Here is a 19,459-nt window from a genome sequence, read left to right as displayed (position 1 = left end):
AAGAATGAGACATACCATCATCATAGCTCTCCTACTGATAACTCTCTTCCCCAAGACAGCCTTGGCGCAATGGGGCTTTGATGCGGTGTCGGTAGAAGCATACATCAACGACCACAAGATGCAGCGAAGCCTCTTGTTGGCACGAAGTACCTTGGAATACAGCAACCAACTGCTGCATGAATACAGTAGCGAGGAGGTGGGCAAGTACAAGGAACTGAACGTGGATTTGGACAAATACACCCGTGCCTTTGACATCATCGATGTGATGTACCAGTCATTGCGCACGGTGCTGAATGTGAAGAGCACCTATCAGACGGTGAGCGACCGCATCAGTGACTACAAGAACCTCTTGGAGGACTTTAATGATAAGGTCATCAAGCGGAAGCACATCGAACTGGCAGACACGATGCTCATCAGCATCAACAAGAAAGCCATCGACAACATATACAACGAGGGAAGTCAGCTCTATCATAGTGTCAACGACCTCGTGTTGTATGCCACGGGAGCGGCAGCCTGTTCCACCTCTGACCTGCTGATGGTGTTGGACAATATCAACAACTCGTTGGACCTGATAGAGAAACATCTGAACCAAGCATACTTCCAGACATGGCGGTATGTACAGCTGCGCATGGGCTACTGGAAAGAGAAAGTGTATCGCACCCGGACGAAGGAAGAGATACTCGAAGATGCCTTCAGCCGATGGAAAGTGGCAGGAAAACTTGACTATTGACGGATTGCAAACAAAAGAAGAATGAATATGAAGAAGACAATGATACTCATCATGGCGGCTGTAGCCACCATCACAGCCACAGCCCAAAGCGTAACCTACAACCACGACTCATCGAAGCAGAACCAGATAACGGTGATGGAGACGGGTGGCGGTTCTCTCACCCCTGAGTTCTATTATTGGCTGTTGCACAACAGCTACAAGAAGACGGCGGCAGAGAAGAACAAGTTGGGCTTCCGCACCCTTGCCGGCATCAACCTCTACAACCAAGTGGATGATGCGGAAAAGATAGACTCTGCCCTGACCAAGCGTGCGGAGGTGGAAGCCCTGAACGTCGCCGACCGTGAGATAGACCTTGCCTGGCTTGCCGAGAGCAGCAAAATCAACGGTCAGTTGGACAAGATGAAGGCGAACATCGACCACATCATCCCCACAGGCGGCACCATCAACGACAAACGCCGTTGGGAGGAACTGTACAATATGTACCAGTGTGCGGTGAAGTCCACTAAGGATGCCTATATGCCCAATGCGCAGAGGAAACGACAGTATCTGAGCATTTATGCCGACCTGACGGCACAGAACGAGACATTGCTCAAATATATCGTTCAGCTCAACACCCAAAGACAGACCACCGTCCTCTTGGCAGCCACCAACGACCGTGTGGTGCAGAAAGGCAGCATCATCAGCGATGCCAAGAGCCGTTGGCAGGAGAACATGAAGGGTGTGAGGAGCACGACAGGCACTGACGGCGATGATTCCAGCGGCGGCGATGGTGAAGAAAGTGTAAACAGATAAATCAGAACAGAGATGGATAACAACATTCAAATTTTCAAAAACCCAGAGTTTGGACAGATACGAACACTGGAAATGCCCGACGGTCAAGTTGGCTTCATGGGAAAGGACGTTGCTGAAGTTCTTGGGTACAAGAATCCCTCCAATGCCATTGTGAATCACGTAGATGAAGAGGACAAAACCTCATACCTAATTCAGGTATCAGGTTCCAACTACAAGGCTAACACCGTCTTTATCAACGAGTCAGGACTCTACGCGCTCATACTGTCATCCAAGATGCCCAAGGCACGTGAGTTCAAGCATTGGGTGACATCGGAGGTGCTCCCCACTATCCGCAAGCATGGTGCCTACATGACACAACAGACCATCGAGAAGGCATTGACAGAGCCAGACTTCCTGATACAGTTAGCTGTCAATCTGAAGGAAGAGCGACAGAAGCGTCTGCTTGCCGAACAGGAGTGTGAACACCAAAGGACACGCATCGTTGAGTTGGGTTCCAAGGTGGATGACCTGCAGCAGGAAGTGACGGAGATGAAGGACAAGGTGAGTTACCTTGACANACGAGATCAGCCTCGGTCTCGTGGGCTCGGAGATGTGTATAAGAGACAGGTCTTGGTCACACAGATAGCACAGGACTATGGCGAGTCGTCCATCCGCTTCAACCGACGGCTTAAGGACATGAATATCCAGTACCAGCGCGGCAAGCAGTGGATTCTCTATGCCGACTACAAGGACTGCGGTTATGTGACCAGCGAGACCTACCTCATTAAACACAAGGACGGCTCGGAAGATGTGCGCATGAACACCAAGTGGACACAGAAAGGCCGCCGCTTCCTCTATGAGAAACTGAAGAGCGTGGGAGTCATTCCTGTTATCGAAAGAACATAAAACAAAAAGAAGTAGCTATGGAATCAATATCAAAAATACAGTTGCGCCTCTATGCCGCCAAGAGAAAAAACGGCAAGTGGCAGTTGGAGATGTCGAGGATGCCGAAGCGAATCAGCGTCATCGGCAGGACACCCATCGTTGATGAGCATTATATGCCATCTGATTTACAGGTAGTTTCAATGTCAAAGCTTCACAAACATGTCGGAAGTTACTACGGCAAGATTGTGAAGACGCTCAAAGAGGAAGGAATCATCACCAAGGAATATGGGATGTGGAAACTGCGTGAAGACCTTCAGGACAAGGGCATTGCGGTTTATGTCACAGGCAGGATGCGCTGCTTCTACCACTTCTATCTGTCGTGGACACCGGAAGGCGTAGAGTTTATCAAAGAGATTATCAACCATAGAACCCAGCACTGATGGCAGACAACATACTCAGCGATTTCGGCATCAACATCCTCGAAGAGGAGATTGACGATGTGATATTCCAGACCAACGAGTTCCTGACCGATGCCACCTTCACAGGCTCACAGGGGCCATTCTGGTGGATTCTCCAAATGTGTATGGCATTGGCGGCACTATTCTCCATCATCGTGGCGGCAAGTATGGCTTACAAGATGATGGTGAAGAACGAACCATTGGACGTGATGAAACTGTTCAAGCCACTGGTGGTGAGCATCATCCTCTGTTGGTGGTACCCACCTGCTGACACAGGCATGACCAATAGCGGCAGTAGCTGGTGCGTATTAGACTTCCTATCCTATATCCCGAACTGCATCGGCAGTTACACCCACGACCTCTATGAGGCAGAGGCGACGCAAATCTCCGACAAGTTTGAGGAGGTACAGCAGTTGGTATATGTCAGGGACTCGATGTACACCGACCTCCAGGCACAGGCAGACGTGGCGCATAAGGGCACGTCAGACCCCAACCTGATAGAGGCGACGATGGAGCAGACGGGCGTGGACGAAGTGACCAACATGGAGAAGGATGCCAGCAAACTGTGGTTNGCGACGATGGAGCAGACGGGCGTGGACGAAGTGACCAACATGGAGAAGGATGCCAGCAAACTGTGGTTCACCTCACTGACGGCAGGGGCTGTGGTGGGCATCGACAAGATAGTGATGCTGATAGCCCTAATCGTGTTCCGTATCGGTTGGTGGGCAACGATATACTGTCAGCAGATATTGCTCGGTATGCTCACAATATTCGGTCCGATACAATGGGCATTTTCATTGCTGCCCAAGTGGGAAGGAGCGTGGGCGAAATGGCTGATACGCTATCTGACAGTACATTTCTACGGAGCCATGCTCTACTTCGTCGGCTTCTACGTCCTGTTGCTCTTTGACATAGTGCTCTGCATACAGGTAGAGAACCTGACGGTGATAACAGCCAGTGAGCAGACGATGGCAGCCTATCTGCAAAACTCGTTCTTCTCGGCAGGCTATCTGATGGCGGCGAGCATCGTGGCGTTGAAATGTCTGAACCTCGTGCCCGACCTTGCGGCATGGATGATACCAGAGGGCGACACTGCCTTCTCAACGAGAAACTTCGGTGAGGGCGTGGCACAACAAGCCAAAATGACGGCTACGGGAGCCATGGCGACAGTGATGAGATAACAAGTGAGTGTGCGGTGAGACACCGCACCTCCTATTGAAACAATAAAAAGTATAAATTATGGTAATCAAGAACTTAGAAAACAAAATCAAGCTGGTGGGCATTATCTGCACCGCCTTTCTGATTGGCTGCATCATCATCTCGGTGTCGAGTATCTGGACGGCACGCTGCATGGTGACGGATGCACAGCAGAAGGTGTATGTGCTGGACGGCAACGTGCCTATACTGGTGAACCGCACCACNCGATGGAAGAGACGCTGGATGTGGAGGCAAAGAGCCATATCGAGATGTTCCACCATTACTTCTTCACGCTTGCTCCCGATGACAAGTATATCCGTTATTCGATGGAGAAGGCGATGTATCTGGTCGATGAAACTGGTTTAGCGCAGTACAATACGCTGAAGGAGAAGGGCTTTTATAACAACATCATGGGTACGAGTGCCGTGTTCAGCATCTATTGTGACAGCATCAAGTTCAACAAGGAGAAGATGGAGTTCACCTACTACGGAAGGCAGAGGATTGAGCGAAGGAGCAACATCCTGATGCGTGAACTGGTGACGGCGGGACAGGTGAAGCGTGTGCCAAGGACGGAGAACAATCCCCACGGACTGCTCATCACGAACTGGAGAACCTTGCTCAACAAGGACATTGAGCAGAAGTCGAAGTCAAACTTCTAATATCGCAGCGGTATGAGTGTGAAAGGAATCAGACGGATGCTTGTGGGCGAAGAGATGCCCGACAAGAACGACCCCAAGTACAAGGAGCGATATGAGAAGGAGGTGGCGGCAGGGCGCAAGTTTGCCAAGACTACGAGGATAGACCGTGCGGCGGCTAAGGTGCAAGGCTTCGCCAATGCACACAAGACGCTGTTTCTCGTCGTCGTCTTTGGCTTTGTTGCCACCTGTTTCGGCATCAATATCTACAGGATGGTGCAGTACTACGGTCATCGAACGGAGGCGACAAGTGCCATTGAGCGGCAGGAAGGGCGCATACGGCAGGTGATGGATGCCGCCCATTGCACACTTCCTCCCGTGAAACATCAAGTTGGTGATGGAATCCACAAGAAGTCAAACGAATCAAAATCAGACAGCGATGAAAATAACAGATAAGATAAACTTCCGTCAGCCGAAGTACATGCTGCCAGCCATCGTGTACATCCCATTGCTTGCCACAGGCTATTTTGTCTTTGACATGTTCGATACGGAGGTGGCGAAGAAGCAGGACAAGAACCTGCAGACCACCGAGTTTCTGAACCCCAACCTGCCAAGTGCAAAGATCAGGAAGGGCGACGGCATCGGCGGCAAGTATGAGAACATGGCGAAGTCGTATGGTCGCATAGCCGACTATTCGGCTGTGGATAACATTGAGCGTGACAACGAAGAAGAGAAAGAAACGTATGAATCCAAGTACACAGAAGAAGACCTTGCGGAACTCGTCCGTCAGGCAGAAGAGAAGGACGATGCAGCCGAAGTGGCCGATGCCAAGGCGCGAGAAGCGGAAGCACTCGAAGCACTCAACAAGGCACTCGCCGAAGCGAGGCTGAGAGGACAGGCNGCCGAAGTGGCCGATGCCAAGGCGCGAGAAGCGGAAGCACTCGAAGCACTCAACAAGGCACTCGCCGAAGCGAGGCTGAGAGGACAGGCTGCTGTTGCCCCCATGGTACAGGACACCACACAGGCTGAACCTCCCAAGGAGCCGATTGAGGTGAAAGGTCAGATTGCCGAGGACAGCAAGGCGTTGGATGAGGAGGATAAGGCACAGGAGGTGGTGAAGAAGGTGAAGGTGACTTCCGACTATTTCAACACCCTGACGCAGAACGAGCATGAGCCGAAGCTCATCAAGGCCATCATTGACGAGGATGTGAAAGCTACGGACGGATCGAGAGTGCGGCTGAGATTGTTGGACGACATAGAGATTGGTGAGACCATGGTGAAGAAAGGGTCGTATCTCTATGCCACCATGAGCGGTTTCGGTTCTCAGCGAGTGAAGGGCAGCATCAACTCTATCTTGGTGGATGACGAGCTGATAAAGGTGTCGCTTTCGCTCTATGATACGGACGGACTGGAGGGCTTGTATGTCCCCGGTAGCCAGTTCCGTGAAACAACCAAGGATGTGGCGAGCGGTGCGATGCAGAGCAACATGAACATCGACCAGAGTGGAGCGAACAACAGTTTCTCGCAATGGGGAATGCAAGCCGTGACCAATGCCTACCAGAANCAGAGCAACATGAACATCGACCAGAGTGGAGCGAACAACAGTTTCTCGCAATGGGGAATGCAAGCCGTGACCAATGCCTACCAGAAGACGAGCAACGCCATCAGCAAGGCTATCAAGAAGAACAAGGTGAAGCTGAAGTATGGGACGTTTGTGTATCTGGTCAATGGGAAAGAGAAGAGGAAATAGACACTGCCCGATGACAAAATCATCGGGAACGGTGGCTCATCAAGTATAAACATCAATAATATCAACAATTATGAATATCATTCAGAAGATTAACGTCTGTGCATTGTTGTCGCTGAGCGTGCTTTCAGCCAAGGCGCAGACTACCTACATGGAGATGGAGCAGCTGACTGTCAACGACCAAGTGACCACCGTCATCACCGCCTCCGAACCCATCCGCTTTGTCGATATATCCACCGACAAGGTGGTGGGCGACCAACCCATCAACAACATCATCCGCCTGAAGCCCAAGGACAACGTGTATGCCGACGGCGAGGTGCTGGCGATAGTGACCATTGTGACGGAACGCTACCGCACGCAGTATGCACTGCTCTACACCACGAGGATGCAGGAGGCTGTAACCGACAAGGAGATAGAATGCTCGGAGCGCAATGCCTACAATAACCCGGCTGTGAGCCTCTCCACTGCCGACATGACCAAGTATGCGCGTCAGATATGGTCATCGGCTGCCAAGTATCGCAATGTGGCGACGAAGATGCACCGCATGGTGATGCGTCTGAACAATATCTACAGCGTGGGCGAATATTTCTTCATCGACTTCTCCGTGGAGAACAAGACCAACATCCGCTTCGACATTGACGAGATGCGCATCAAACTGTCGGACAAAAAGCAGAGCAAGGCTACCAATGCGCAGATAGTGGAGTTGACCCCAGCCCTTGTGTTGGACGATGCGAGGACCTTCAAGTACGGTTATCGCAACGTGATTGTGGTGAAGAAGATGACCTTCCCCAACGACAAGGTGCTGACCATAGAACTGTCGGAGAAGCAGATAAGCGGACGTACCATCTCGCTCAGCATCGACTATGAGGATGTGCTGTCAGCCGATTCGTTTAACCATATACTGTTGGAGGAAGAATGATGAAAATGAAGAGTGAAGAATGTAGAATGAAGAAACAACGTTCGGCGGCCAAAGGGAAAGCCAATAGGCTTGCGCATACATTATTGCTGATAGCCATCTATTTTATGGCAAGCATGACTCCGGCAATAGCGCAGCAGAATAGCGACCGCATATCCTTGGGGTTCGGCTGCCTGTATGAGCGAGGACTGGACGTGACGCTGTCTTACGAGCATGAGACGAAGTACCACAATGCGTGGGAGTATTTTGCCAATGGCTACATCAAGTGGGACGAATGCGCCTCGTGCGGTCATGTGTGTCCTGAGAGCTTCTGGAACAACTACCGCAGTTATGGTTTCGGCTTTGCCTATAAACCCTGTGTGGTGAGAGGACGCAACCACCATGGCAACATGCGCATCGGAGCATCTGCTGGTAGCGATACCGACAGGTTCTTGGGCGGCATCCACCTCGGCTATGAACATAACTACACCTTGCGCCATGGTTGGAAACTGTTTTGGCAGGTGAAGACCGACGTGATGATTAAGGGCGAAGACCTGTTTAGAACGGGTATTGTCCTGGGTGTGAAACTTCCTGTAAAATGACTATGCGTATGAAGAAGCTATTATCAATACTTGCAGTTGCGGCAACGGTGTTGCTGACTGCCTGTGACGAGCATCAGGACTTTCCCGATACTGCCATGAAGGTTACCCATATCTTGACCACTGACGGCAAGGTGATGCCCTACGAAACCTATGAGCAATCGGGCAAGCAAGCCATTGCCGTGGTGTTCAACATCAACCAGAGGGAAGAAATGGAGGGTAACGGATATGCCGTCTATCTGTGGGACATCGTTCCCGAAGCCTTTGCCGACAGCATCGGTGTAGAGCAGGACACATCCTGTGACCTCACCGCCTACGATGGTAATGCCAACACCTTTGCCCTCTATGGCACGGCCGATGTGAAGTCGCCCTTGGCAGAACGTGTCTTCGACATGTGGCGTTACGGTCAGAGTGCCTATATACCGAGCGTGGCGCAGATGCGTCTGCTCTATCATGCCAAGGACATCATCAACCCCTACATCTTGAAATGCGGCGGAACACCCATCCCCGATGAGGATGATGACTGTTGGTATTGGACTTCAACGGAGGTAGAAGGACAGGCGACCGCCAAGGCATGGCTCTACTCCCTTGGCAGCGGTGCCATACAGGAGACTCCCAAGTGGCAGCCGCATAAGGCGAGACCCATCATCACGATTATGGATTAGTCCATATACAGACATCGAGAATCACCCGTATCATCATCAAAGTACAACAATTAAAAAAGAAAAAGCATGAAAAAGAATTTGTTTCTAATGTTGGGACTTGGAGCCGTGCTCCTCACGTCCTGTGACCAAGACATCGTCAATGAGATTTACCTGCCTGGTGGCGGCGGTTCTGTGGTCGTGACCGACAGCACATCAACCAAGCAGCTTCAGGTGTTTACCAATCTGGAGATGCTGCAACCTACCGTTTCCACACGAGCCGTTGACAATCAGTGGGAACTCAATGATATGATTGGTATTTCTTCCACAGGGATGATCAACAACATGAAGTTCACCCGAAGCGGCGGCACCAATCAGTTTGTGTCAGCCAACAAGGTGTTTTTCACGGACACAGACACCCACACCTTCAATGCCTACTATCCCTATACGGCAAATCCTACCAACGATCTCATAGAGTTCCAAGTGCCGGAGGCAGCTGTACAGAGTGAGCAGAAGGTCAATGATTTCCTGTTTGCCAGTGGAACGGCATCATACGCCAATCCGAGTCTCACATTGAACTTCACCCATCAGATGGTGCGTGTCATCATCAAGGTCTATACCTCGCCCGAATACGGTTTCACTACCAACGATTTTGCAGGAAGCCTACTCACGTTCATCGGTTATTTTGACAGCGGCACTTTCAACATCAAGACCGGAAAAGTGGAATGTAGTGACGAGTCGGTGACAACCTATTATTTCGGCGACCCACAAAGTGACCACATGGAATATACGCTTTATGTTCCTGCACAGGTTATGCCAGACATGACATTGCAACTGAGTAATGGGGAGAACTTTGTATTCCTCACAAACGACACTTGGAAAGCAGGTCATTCCTACAGCTATTCATTGAAGCCTGTGCGTAACACCTTGGAGGTCATATCTGCAACTATCTCTCCGTGGACAGTAGAGTCTGAGAAGACCATCAACGGCTACGAATAAAACTCAAAAGAGGACAGAAGGGTGTCCACCGTGGCATCCTTCTTCCTTTTCTCATTATCACCCAAAATCATTGTAAAGTAAATGGAAGAAAGCAAAGAGTTACAGGGTTTTTACAAGATATTCAGGGCGGTGATTTACGTCTCCATCCTGATGGAGTTCTTCGCCTACGCACTGGAGCCGGAACAGTTGGACTTCTTGGGCGGCGTGGTGACGGACATCCACGGGCGCATCAAGCGGTGGATGATATACCATGACGGCAACCTCGTGTATAGCAAGGTGGCTACGTTCCTGCTGATATGTATCACCTGTGTAGGAACGCGCAACAAGAAACATCTGGAGTTTGACGCTCGTAGGCAGGTGCTTTATCCGCTGCTGTCGGGAGTACTGCTGATTGTGCTGTCCGTATGGCTGTTCGGTCATTCGATAATGCTCCGTTTCTATACTCTCCGTTTGAACACTTGGCTCTATATGCTCACTTCCATCGTCGGTGTTGTGTTGGTGCATATTGCCCTCGACAATATCTCCAAGTTCCTGAAGGAGGGCTTGCTGAAAGACCGCTTCAACTTCGAGAACGAGAGCTTCGAGCAATGCAGGGAATTGCAGGAGAACAAGTACAGCGTGAACATACCGATGCGCTATTACTACAAGGGTAAGTTCCGCAAGGGATGGGTGAACATCGTCAATCCGTTCCGAGGCACATGGGTTGTGGGTACTCCTGGTTCTGGTAAGACTTTTTCGATTATTGAGCCTTTCATCAGGCAGCATAGCGAGAAGGGCTTTGCCATGGTGGTGTACGACTATAAGTTTCCCACCCTCGCCACCAAACTCTACTATCATTACTTGAAGAACAAGAATGCCAAGGACAGTAAGATGCCCAATGGCATGAAGTTCAACATCATAAACTTTGTGGATGTGGAGTATTCTCGCCGTGTGAACCCTATTCAGTTGAAGTACATCAACAACCTTGCCGCAGCGAGCGAGACCGCCGAGACTCTGCTTGAATCCCTGCAAAAGGGAAAGAAGGAAGGCGGCGGTGGCAGCGACCAGTTCTTCCAGACCTCTGCCGTCAACTTCCTTGCCGCCTGCATCTATTTCTTCTGCAACTATGGCAAAGAGCCCTACGACAAGGACGGGAAGATGCTGATAGCCGAACGACGTGAAGACCCGAAGACCAAGCGGCTGATACCCACAGGACGGGTGTTCGATCATTCTGGCATGGAGGTGCAGCCCGCCTATTGGTTGGGCAAATACTCTGATATGCCGCATATTCTGTCGTTCCTCAATGAGAGTTATCAGACCATCTTCGAGGTGTTGCAGACTGACAATGAGGTAGCCCCGCTGCTTGGTCCGTTCCAAACCGCCTTTGCCAACAAAGCCATGGAGCAGTTGGAGGGAATGATAGGCACGTTGCGTGTCTATACCTCCCGCCTTGCCACCAAGGAGAGTTATTGGATATTCCATAAGGACGGCGATGACTTCGACCTGAAGGTCAGCGACCCGAAGAATCCGAGCTATCTGCTCATTGCCAACGACCCCGAGATGGAGAGCATCATTGGTGCGCTGAATGCCTTGATTCTCAACCGCCTTGTGACAAGAGTGAATACAGGACAAGGCAAGAACGTTCCTGTGAGCATCATCGTCGATGAGTTGCCGACCTTGTATTTCCACAAGATAGACCGACTGATAGGCACAGCCCGAAGCAACAAGGTAAGCGTAGCCTTGGGCTTTCAGGAACTGCCGCAGTTGGAAGCCGACTATGGCAAGGTAGGAATGCAGAAAATCATCACCACGGTAGGTAATGTGGTGAGCGGTTCGGCTCGTGCCAAGGAAACCCTCGAATGGCTGTCGAGTGACATCTTCGGCAAGGTGGTGCAGCTCAAAAAGGGAGTGACCATCGACCGTGACAAGACCTCCATCAACCTCAATGAGAACATGGACAGCCTTGTGCCTGCAAGCAAAATCTCCGATATGCCCACTGGATGGATTTGCGGACAAACCGCCCGTGACTTCGTAGCCACCAAGACCGGCATGAACGGCTCGATGAACATTCAGGAAAGCGAGGAGTTCAAGACTTCCAAGTTCTACTGCAAGACCGACTTCGACATGGCGGAAATCAAGAAAGAGGAATCGGAGTATGTCCCTCTCCCTAAGTTCTATAAGTTCAAGTCGAAGGAAGAGCGAGAACGCATCCTCTACAAGAACTTCGTTCAGGTTGGTGAGGACGTGAAAGCCATGATCAAGGAGATACAATTATTCAAGTCAATGTAGTATTCAACAAAACCAAGAGAATGAACATAAGAACAACAGCATGATACGACCTATCACAATAATTCTGTTGAGCATATTATCCACTTGCCCTGTACCCTGTCACAGTCAGCAACCAGATAGGGTACTTTTTGAACGTCTTGTCACCTCGACAAAATATTTTGAGGGATGGCATACGCAAAGCAAAACGCCTGGGCATGTCGGATATGGTCACAAGATTCAACAAGGAGAACATTTCCGCAATTCACTGACTCGCCGACAGGCGGATTCCCTGTTAAGAAGTGACCTTATACAGCACTATCGTCTATATTCGCGATATGGTAAGGATGCCTATCTTCTCGCAGCTCTTTCATACCAAATAGGTCCTGCAAAGTTGTTGGGCAATACGAGATATCCAAAGTCAACCTTGCTCATCCGTTTGGAGAAAGGTGAAAGGCAAATTCTGCCTCTCTATTTGAAGTTTTGCAAGTGGAAAGGGAAAGCCATACCTTCTATCCGAAGAAGACGATTGGTAGAGTATAATTTGCTCTTCTCTCCATAGTTCTTTATTTTGTCCTCACTTTATATATTGATCAGAGTGGCACATGCCTGTATGTGCAGATACTTGGGCTTAGATGTGCACATACTTTGCCATTTATGTGCACATACTTTATGATGGCATAATAAGTGTTTTTTTTGACAATATGGCTTTTTGACGGATTAAGTGGCTCAAATTTGATGTTATTAAGCACTTTTTCTTATACAAAAATTCGGAATACGGTAATTTTTATAGTTAATTCGTGTTAATTTTAAGATTTGTACAAAAATTTCTTTTCGGTTGTTATCATCTAATTCAAAAATTATGCGTACCTTTGCACTTGGACTATTAGCCTTTCGCTCTATCTGTCGCAGTTAGACGTGTTCTTACATGGCATTAGCGAGGCAGCCTACGCCGTGCTGAGTATGGCGGAGTCACATGATGACAAAGCAATACAAAGCGGGCATTGGGTGGGAAAGATAGTCCAGACATAATGAAGGCGTTTACTTGACGCTGTGTTTGAGACGGTCTGTAATCTAGCAAGTCACAGAAATGTTTGGTCTTGAACGTAGCAACGGTAGATGTCCCGGGTGTGATTATATCACTCCTGCGGAGACCTTGTAAGCACGAATTGTACCTTTTCGGGTGCAATAAAATTGTTTATATAGGTCTCCCAAAAGTAGCGCAAACCGAAAGCGGAACCGCCAAGCTGGCTTGAGCGTTTTGCTGAGTTGTCGCCTACTTTATGCAATGGAGCGATTACTCATATCGGCGTGGGCTCTGACGTTGTCTGTTCAACCAAAATAGGCAATTGCTAGAGCCTCAGACCGTGGGACGGACAACAGGACGATCTCCGTATTCTATGCTCAAGACTAATAACCTTGTTCGTAAAATGCACGCTTGTGAGACTATGGGTGCAACAACAGTTATCTGCACTGATAAAACAGGCACTCTTACACAGAACAAAATGCAGGTTAAGGAGTGTACTTTTGGGAAATTAACTCCAGAATTGGCAGAAGGAATTGCTGTAAACTCTACTGCATCACTCGATTTCTCAGAAAGCCAACCAAGACCTATTGGTAATCCTACGGAAGGCGCATTACTCTTGTGGTTGCATACCAACAAATATGATTATCGTCGTCTTAAAGAAGCATCTAACACAAAGAATGAAATTCCATTCTCTACTGAAAGAAAATACATGTCAACCACAGTTTTTTCAGCAGTAACTAATAGGGAAGTTACATATACTAAGGGTGCTCCTGAGATAGTCTTTGGCATGTGTGATTCTTCCGATATTGACGAGGTCACTCTGAAGGAATCACTTCAGAAATATCAAGATAGTGCTTATCGTACACTTGGTTTTGCCATAGACAAGCACTTCGTAGGTGTAGTTGCTATTGAAGATCCTGTCAGAGAAGATGTTCCTGATGCAGTTAAAGAATGTATGAATGCTGGTATAATGGTCAAGATAGTAACTGGTGATACTCCTGGAACTGCAAAGCAAATTGGTCGTGAAATTGGCTTATGGGCCGATGCCGACACCGATCGTAACATAATAACAGGTACAGAACTTGCAGAACTTTCTGATGAGAAGTTGCAAGAGTGTGTACTTGATTTGAAGATTATTGCTCGTGCACGTCCAATGGACAAAAAACGTCTTGTTGAAGCACTACAAGCACGCAATCAAGTAGTCGCAGTTACCGGTGATGGTACAAATGATGCTCCAGCACTGCATCAGGCAAATGTTGGTCTGTCGATGGGTGCAGGAACTGCTGTTGCAAAAGAAGCATCTGATATTACAATCATCGATAACTCATTCTCTAGCATTGGCAAGGCTGTAATGTGGGGGCGTTCTCTATACAAGAATATCCAGCGTTTCTTGCTTTTCCAGCTCACAGTGAACGTAACAGCTTGCTGTATTGTTTTTGTGGGTGCATTGGTCGGAAAGGATTCTCCTTTGACCGTAACTCAGATGCTCTGGATCAACCTCATTATGGACACATTCGGTGCGATGGCATTGGCATCATTGCCTCCTTCAAAGGATGTAATGAAAGACAAACCTCGTAAGCGCGGAAGTGAACATGTAAATAAAATTGGAAACTGGGCATATTTTAAGGAGCAGTGGAAGCTTGGTGCATTTATCATCAACAAGCCTATGCTTGGCGAGATTCTTAGTGTTGGCATATTCTTCTTTGTATTGTTGTTTGCCTTCTTGCTTATATTCCAGCACGCTGACATCAATAGCATGACTGACTTTTTGAATATTCATTTCTCAGGCAATGGCGAAGTTTCTCATTACGAACAAACGTTGCTATTCTCAATCTTTGTATGGACTCACTTCTTCTATCTGTTTAATGCACGTGCTTTTGAAACAGGTGAAAGCGTCCTTTTGAATTTGTTCAGCAAAAAGTTCTGGAGCAAGGGCTTCTGGACTATCGTATGTGTAATTGTCTTCGGTCAGTTACTCATTACTGAAGTGATGTTTAAGTTCTTCAATGTTGAGCCAATGCTGCATAATGCAGAGCATCCTAATGGTTGGTTAGATCTGCTAATTATCATTGGTTTCTCATCTCTTGTTCTTTGGATAAGAGAAATCTGGCAATTGTTTAAGAAATAGTTCATCTGGTTAAGGAGGCAGAGCTATAAACTCTGCCTCTTTTTTCAATATGGTTATAGAATAGAAAATGAGTAATAACATTAATCATCCATTAGGTGATGCACCATGGTTTCACGTTATATTATCAACAGGATTTGGTGCAGGCTTTGTCCCGATTGCCCCAGGAACAGCAGGAGCATTAGTTGCACTTGCTTTATGGTGGGCAGGGTACAAGTTTTTACCTGTAGATGTTTTATTTTGGGTTACACTGATAACAACAATCGCTGTAACTGTTGTTGGGGCTTGGACTTCTAATATTATGGAAAAATATTGGGGGGAAGATCCAAGAACTGTAGTTATTGATGAATTTATAGGTATCTGGATTCCTGCTCTTGTTGCTCCTTGTGGAGAAAACACATGGTTATTGGCGATATTGGGATTTGTTGCTTTTAGAATCATTGACATCTTCAAGCCATTAGGATGTCGATGGGTTGATCAGAATGTGAAAGGCGGTTGGGGCGTAATGTTAGATGATGCTCTCGCAGGTTTTTACTCTCTGATAATTTGTCTCATTGTCAAACAGTTTTTGTAAATGAAATCTTATAAATATCATATAGGTAAGTAACTGTTCAAAATTAATTTTATACGTATGAATAATTCACAAATAAGTTCGTACCTACAGATGCGAGAGCTCTGTTCGTACAATAGAAGAGCGAGTCCTTAGTATTGTAATCAGCAGGTCTTATCCATTTGCCTTTCAATATGCGCCACAGAGTTTCGGCTGGATTAAGTTCCGGAGAGTATGGTGGAAGATAGAAAAGGAATAATCCTCTGTCCTCCCATATTTTTCTCATTTCCTTTATCTTCCGATTTCTATGGACAGAAGCATTGTCAAGAACAACTACCGTTTTCTTCTCAACCTTAAAAGAGAACCTGTCAAGGTAATCCACAATCCTGTCTGCATTGATGGATTCCTGTGTCGTAAAGCCTTTATACTGATTTCTTCGGGTAATCATACCAAAGATATTAAGTCTTGCGGCTTTCTCGGATGGAATATAGACATACTCATCTTTGAACTGCCATCCGTAAGGTACATAACCATCGGTACATACATGACTTTCATCAGCATAATAAAGTTCTATTTTACCTTTGGAATCAAGGCTTTCAAGTTCTTGCAACTTCTCTTTCTTGTATGAGTAGAGTTGCGGTGAGGGGGTACCCCTTGGGCGTTTCCTTATTCGCTTATATCTTGCACCAATGCTCCTAAAAAACGTTTGAAGGTAATGTCGCTGGCTTTTTTGCCGGAAGCTTTTTCCCAGGCTTCACGTGCTTTTGATACACTCTGACGGTCTTCCTCTATAGCCTTACGGACTAATTCCTCATCAGAACAATCCATTATTGGTTTACGACCTTGACCGGGACGTGTTTCCAAGCCTTTGATACCATTTTCTTTATAACGTTTTATCCATGCGTATACTGTTGGTATTGTCACATCGAATATTTCAGCTATTTCTGAAGCTGATTTTCCTGACGACTTCAACAATATGGATTTGCATCTGATACGATAGTTATGAGTAGGCTCATTATGATAGCCTTTCTCTAATTTGAGGCGATCAGCCTCACTTAATTCGAGCACTTTAATATGTTTCATGATTTACATGTTGCAATAACATGATACAATATTAATATTTTGTGCTGAATATAAAAATATTTTAGATCACTTACTTATATTAATACTAATAATACTTCTTGTTTTAACGATACCTTATGCATGGAAGTTAGTACAGATATTATTCTTTCCTAAGCATGTTAAGATATGGCAGCAACTATCCTTGTTCCAATGGGTTGCTATAGGATTCGTTGGGTATTCTTTCATGAGACGATTTCTAAATAAGAATGCCTTATGGCTTGAGACTTTCACGCATGAACTGACACATATTGTTGTGGCAATGCTATTCCTTCGTAAGGTGCATTCTTTTCATGCAGAAGAAGGTTCTGGTGTAGTATATACGAGCGGACAATCAAATAACATGATTCCACCAATGGCATTGGCTCCATATTGCTTACCGATATACACTTTCCTGTTATTATCTGTACGATGTCTAATGAACTTTCACGGAATGTGGATATTTGATATAATAATAGGTGTAAGCCTGTCTTTTCATGTAAATTGCTTTATTCATCAAACTGGTAAATATCAAACCGATATAAATCATCACCCTTTGTTGTTTTCATATCTGTTTATATACGTTGCTCGACTAATTAACTGCTGTATTATACTTGTGGCATTCTTCCCTCATTACAATGTGTTTACGTCATTCTGGAGATTGTTGAATGCTCAGTATGACAACATTATATATTTCTGGTCGCTTCTTTTTTGATTTATATGGCAAAAAAATATCGGAGAAAGTCAAGAAAAAAAGAAAATAAAGGGTTATTTTATTGCATTAAAAGGAGATATATAAAATTCCTACACCGTATTCGACCATTGTCTATATGTACATTGTGTGTCACCATATTTTGTGCTATATGGCATCTTTATAATAATATAAAAATTGCTTATCCACAGAAAGAACGTACAACAATTTTTTCAGACGACTATAATGGTATAGATGTCTCTAAGTATCAAGGAAAAATAGATTGGGAAAAAGTCGCTTCTGACCCCAAAATACAATTTGTATATATAAAGGCAACTGAAGGTGCGAGGCAAGTAGATAATAAGTATCATGATTATGTGGATGATGCAAGAAAAGAAGGCCTCAAGATAGGTAGCTATCATTATTTCATCGGCAGAAAACCTGCGAAAGACCAGTTCCGCAATTTTAAGAAGCATATAGACAAACACACGCAGGATTTGATTCCAATGGTTGATGTTGAAGAAGCAGGAAATAGCTCTATTTCTAGAGACGAACTCCAACGTAAGTTGAATGAATTCATGCAACTTGTTAAATCAGAGTATGGCAAATATCCTCTACTGTACAGTCAATATGGTTTTTACAAGGAAAAATTGTCTCCTGAATTTGATAAATATTTCCTCTTTATTGCTAGATATGGGAAGAATCCACCGACTCTTAACAGCTTTGGAAGACACAATATTTGGCAATACACAGAGAAAGACGAAATCCATGGTGTCAAGGGATATGTGGATCTTGACAGATTCTGTAATGGAACCACGCTTTCTGATATAGAATTATAAAGCTGGATGTAATTGTTTGTTCATATTGCGAAAACATCCTAATCAACTTTGAACGCAGTGGAGACTGAGACTTATGACAAATGGAAATGTCAGAATTTTGGACTGTAGTATTTTTTTGCTGCGGTATAATGTATATACCTCTTTGGGGCGATTGGTGACTTCTGTATGGAAGAATGGAACTTGTGTTATTGAATATTTATCTGAGATTTTGAGACATTCATTGTGTATGATGGCTAATCCCAAATACAAACGCTTGAATGGTTTTAAGGATTAGAGAATAACACCAACAATTTCAAAAATGAAAAGAACAAAACGGCATGAAAAAGAACATTATGTTTGCGATAATTCTTATACTTTGTGCATGTAAAAGCAATAAGACTGGCGGAGATGCTTTGGTTGAACAAGACTCTATCTCTACTGAATTAAATGATGATAAAATATCTGCACTAACAAATAGGAACATAGATGATGTGGAGATTACGGGTGAAGTTCTTCATACAAGAATGACCTATTTTAATTTTGATAGTGTCAAAAATCTTGTTTCTTTTTTTGAAGAGATTGAATTAAAGCATGAAAAAATAGTCTTTTGTGAAGAAGATAAATCAACAGTTGATAGGTGTATATTACAAATAGATAAATACCGAAAAGGGTTATGCAAATTCTATCCTGACACCTTGGTTTATAAATCTTTATCATACTTAGGACATGGTGCAGCATATATTGACAACCATAGGCCAGGTGTAGATCTTACTTATGCGGAGTGGTTTATGATGTTAGTTGCTTATTACAGTCCAGACATCACCTGCTTAGTTAACATGCAAAGTCCAGATCATATAGTTGGTGTGCGTAATTTTGGCCATGAATACAATCACAATCCTTGGTGGTCATATTTATTTGTAAAACGCACCAAAGGGTATGAAGTCAGAGCCATTGGGGAGGACTGTTCACTAATAACTAAACTATATCAATTGGAAGATAGAAATCATCGAAAATATTATCTTTGTTCAAACAATGATTATGAATTATCTTTCATGCATTACCTTTATACGTTTGACGTAAATGGAAAATTGATTGAGGTGAAACCAGAATGTAAAATAAGATTCCCGAATGTACAATATGATGAGATTTACTTCAGCCCCGAACATTTGGAATGGTCTTTGTGTAAACTCAATAAGAAAACAGGCAAATTGGTTCCTGTAACAGAAAAACCATTAATGAAGTTAGAACTCAAAGGAGAAGAATCTTTTTTTTCGTCTTCCTTTAGATAAACCATCTGAACAGGGATTACTTCTTTGAGTTTTTACATCAAGTTTATAAAGAAATGTAAT

The 19,459-nt window shown here is 45.7% G+C and carries 19 protein-coding genes and 1 pseudogene; 18 read left to right on the top strand and 2 right to left on the bottom strand.

The window, feature by feature from the left end; genetic code table 11:
• Positions 1-4 precede the first annotated feature (4 nt).
• The 16 genes and pseudogenes from KQP79_RS19720 to KQP79_RS19645 all read left to right on the top strand — a co-directional run bounded on the left by KQP79_RS19720 (position 5) and on the right by KQP79_RS19645 (position 15,527).
• Entirely contained in the window at positions 5-730 is a 726-nt protein-coding gene (locus KQP79_RS19720; protein WP_004320249.1) for a hypothetical protein, read from the top strand.
• A gap of 27 nt (positions 731-757) precedes the next feature.
• A complete protein-coding gene (locus tag KQP79_RS19715) occupies positions 758-1,522 on the top strand; it encodes a DUF5045 domain-containing protein (RefSeq protein WP_004320248.1) in 765 nt (254 codons plus the stop codon).
• A 12-nt stretch (positions 1,523-1,534) separates the two neighbouring features.
• The gene (locus KQP79_RS19710; protein WP_264386548.1) at positions 1,535-2,407 is read left to right on the top strand and encodes a phage antirepressor; all 873 of its coding nucleotides are present in this window, start codon (positions 1,535-1,537) and stop codon (positions 2,405-2,407) included.
• Between the two features lie 17 nt (positions 2,408-2,424).
• The gene (locus tag KQP79_RS19705; protein ID WP_004320246.1) at positions 2,425-2,826 is read left to right on the top strand and encodes a hypothetical protein; all 402 of its coding nucleotides are present in this window, start codon (positions 2,425-2,427) and stop codon (positions 2,824-2,826) included.
• On the top strand, positions 2,826-4,025 hold the full coding sequence (locus KQP79_RS19700) for a hypothetical protein (RefSeq protein ID WP_264386547.1): 1,200 nt from the start codon (positions 2,826-2,828) through the stop codon (positions 4,023-4,025). Before KQP79_RS19705 ends, KQP79_RS19700 begins: the two co-directional genes overlap by 1 nt.
• Before the next feature lie 58 nt (positions 4,026-4,083).
• Positions 4,084-4,700: pseudogene (gene traK, locus KQP79_RS19695) on the top strand (conjugative transposon protein TraK).
• Between the two features lie 12 nt (positions 4,701-4,712).
• A complete protein-coding gene (locus tag KQP79_RS19690; protein WP_004320243.1) occupies positions 4,713-5,132 on the top strand; it encodes a hypothetical protein in 420 nt (139 codons plus the stop codon).
• The gene (gene traM, locus KQP79_RS19685; RefSeq protein ID WP_264386546.1) at positions 5,116-6,426 is read left to right on the top strand and encodes a conjugative transposon protein TraM; all 1,311 of its coding nucleotides are present in this window, start codon (positions 5,116-5,118) and stop codon (positions 6,424-6,426) included. The genes KQP79_RS19690 and traM overlap by 17 nt, the downstream gene beginning before the upstream one ends.
• Positions 6,427-6,496: 70 nt before the next feature.
• The gene (gene traN / locus KQP79_RS19680; RefSeq protein WP_004320241.1) at positions 6,497-7,342 is read left to right on the top strand and encodes a conjugative transposon protein TraN; all 846 of its coding nucleotides are present in this window, start codon (positions 6,497-6,499) and stop codon (positions 7,340-7,342) included.
• Between the two features lie 104 nt (positions 7,343-7,446).
• Positions 7,447-7,920, top strand: coding sequence for a hypothetical protein (locus tag KQP79_RS19675; protein ID WP_128859686.1), 474 nt, complete (start codon positions 7,447-7,449; stop codon positions 7,918-7,920).
• A gap of 8 nt (positions 7,921-7,928) precedes the next feature.
• Positions 7,929-8,582 (top strand): hypothetical protein, encoded by a 654-nt coding sequence (locus tag KQP79_RS19670; RefSeq protein WP_004320239.1) that lies wholly within the window; start codon positions 7,929-7,931, stop codon positions 8,580-8,582.
• 66 nt (positions 8,583-8,648) lie between these two features.
• A complete protein-coding gene (locus KQP79_RS19665; RefSeq protein ID WP_004320238.1) occupies positions 8,649-9,557 on the top strand; it encodes a fimbrillin family protein in 909 nt (302 codons plus the stop codon).
• A gap of 81 nt (positions 9,558-9,638) precedes the next feature.
• Positions 9,639-11,825 carry a type IV secretory system conjugative DNA transfer family protein gene (locus KQP79_RS19660; RefSeq protein WP_004320237.1) on the top strand — a complete coding sequence of 729 codons (2,187 nt, stop codon included), beginning with the start codon at positions 9,639-9,641 and terminating at the stop codon, positions 11,823-11,825.
• A 40-nt stretch (positions 11,826-11,865) separates the two neighbouring features.
• The gene (locus KQP79_RS19655; RefSeq protein ID WP_004320236.1) at positions 11,866-12,363 is read left to right on the top strand and encodes a glycoside hydrolase family protein; all 498 of its coding nucleotides are present in this window, start codon (positions 11,866-11,868) and stop codon (positions 12,361-12,363) included.
• Positions 12,364-13,249: 886 nt separating this feature from the next.
• Positions 13,250-14,956 (top strand): cation-translocating P-type ATPase, encoded by a 1,707-nt coding sequence (locus tag KQP79_RS19650; protein WP_049942665.1) that lies wholly within the window; start codon positions 13,250-13,252, stop codon positions 14,954-14,956.
• Positions 14,957-15,023: 67 nt separating this feature from the next.
• Positions 15,024-15,527 (top strand): phosphatidylglycerophosphatase A, encoded by a 504-nt coding sequence (locus tag KQP79_RS19645; RefSeq protein WP_004320232.1) that lies wholly within the window; start codon positions 15,024-15,026, stop codon positions 15,525-15,527.
• 49 nt (positions 15,528-15,576) lie between these two features.
• Here KQP79_RS19645 and KQP79_RS19640 read toward each other — a convergent pair whose 3' ends face one another.
• The gene (locus KQP79_RS19640; RefSeq protein ID WP_232305451.1) at positions 15,577-16,194 is read right to left on the bottom strand and encodes an IS630 family transposase; all 618 of its coding nucleotides are present in this window, start codon (positions 16,192-16,194) and stop codon (positions 15,577-15,579) included.
• Positions 16,170-16,586 carry a helix-turn-helix domain-containing protein gene (locus tag KQP79_RS19635; RefSeq protein ID WP_004320228.1) on the bottom strand — a complete coding sequence of 139 codons (417 nt, stop codon included), beginning with the start codon at positions 16,584-16,586 and terminating at the stop codon, positions 16,170-16,172. Before KQP79_RS19635 ends, KQP79_RS19640 begins: the two co-directional genes overlap by 25 nt.
• Positions 16,587-17,321: 735 nt before the next feature.
• On the opposite strand from KQP79_RS19635, the gene KQP79_RS19630 reads away from it, so the two are divergent.
• Positions 17,322-18,131 carry a glycoside hydrolase family 25 protein gene (locus KQP79_RS19630; RefSeq protein ID WP_004320223.1) on the top strand — a complete coding sequence of 270 codons (810 nt, stop codon included), beginning with the start codon at positions 17,322-17,324 and terminating at the stop codon, positions 18,129-18,131.
• A gap of 317 nt (positions 18,132-18,448) precedes the next feature.
• Complete coding sequence (locus tag KQP79_RS19625; RefSeq protein ID WP_044917893.1) at positions 18,449-19,399, top strand: hypothetical protein; 951 nt, start codon at positions 18,449-18,451, stop codon at positions 19,397-19,399.
• Positions 19,400-19,459 lie beyond the last annotated feature (60 nt).

The sequence above is a fragment of the Bacteroides sp. DH3716P genome (assembly GCF_025914115.1).
GTDB lineage: Bacteria > Bacteroidota > Bacteroidia > Bacteroidales > Bacteroidaceae > Bacteroides > Bacteroides ovatus.
This window is presented reverse-complemented; position numbering and strand designations above follow the sequence as displayed.

Excerpts from the sequence above, each read along its gene's own strand:
- KQP79_RS19665 (WP_004320238.1), top strand. The coding sequence starts at position 8,649 with ATGAAAAAGAATTTGTTTCTAATGTTGGGACTTGGAGCCGTGCTCCTC.
- KQP79_RS19650 (WP_049942665.1), top strand. The coding sequence starts at position 13,250 with ATGGGTGCAACAACAGTTATCTGCACTGATAAAACAGGCACTCTTACA.
- KQP79_RS19690 (WP_004320243.1), top strand. The coding sequence starts at position 4,713 with ATGAGTGTGAAAGGAATCAGACGGATGCTTGTGGGCGAAGAGATGCCC.
- KQP79_RS19720 (WP_004320249.1), top strand. The coding sequence starts at position 5 with ATGAGACATACCATCATCATAGCTCTCCTACTGATAACTCTCTTCCCC.
- traN (WP_004320241.1), top strand. The coding sequence starts at position 6,497 with ATGAATATCATTCAGAAGATTAACGTCTGTGCATTGTTGTCGCTGAGC.
- KQP79_RS19655 (WP_004320236.1), top strand. The coding sequence starts at position 11,866 with ATGATACGACCTATCACAATAATTCTGTTGAGCATATTATCCACTTGC.
- KQP79_RS19625 (WP_044917893.1), top strand. The coding sequence starts at position 18,449 with ATGAAAAAGAACATTATGTTTGCGATAATTCTTATACTTTGTGCATGT.
- KQP79_RS19705 (WP_004320246.1), top strand. The coding sequence starts at position 2,425 with ATGGAATCAATATCAAAAATACAGTTGCGCCTCTATGCCGCCAAGAGA.
- KQP79_RS19675 (WP_128859686.1), top strand. The coding sequence starts at position 7,447 with ATGGCAAGCATGACTCCGGCAATAGCGCAGCAGAATAGCGACCGCATA.
- KQP79_RS19715 (WP_004320248.1), top strand. The coding sequence starts at position 758 with ATGAAGAAGACAATGATACTCATCATGGCGGCTGTAGCCACCATCACA.
- KQP79_RS19635 (WP_004320228.1), bottom strand. The coding sequence starts at position 16,586 with ATGAAACATATTAAAGTGCTCGAATTAAGTGAGGCTGATCGCCTCAAA.
- KQP79_RS19660 (WP_004320237.1), top strand. The coding sequence starts at position 9,639 with ATGGAAGAAAGCAAAGAGTTACAGGGTTTTTACAAGATATTCAGGGCG.
- KQP79_RS19630 (WP_004320223.1), top strand. The coding sequence starts at position 17,322 with ATGGCAAAAAAATATCGGAGAAAGTCAAGAAAAAAAGAAAATAAAGGG.
- KQP79_RS19645 (WP_004320232.1), top strand. The coding sequence starts at position 15,024 with ATGAGTAATAACATTAATCATCCATTAGGTGATGCACCATGGTTTCAC.
- KQP79_RS19670 (WP_004320239.1), top strand. The coding sequence starts at position 7,929 with ATGAAGAAGCTATTATCAATACTTGCAGTTGCGGCAACGGTGTTGCTG.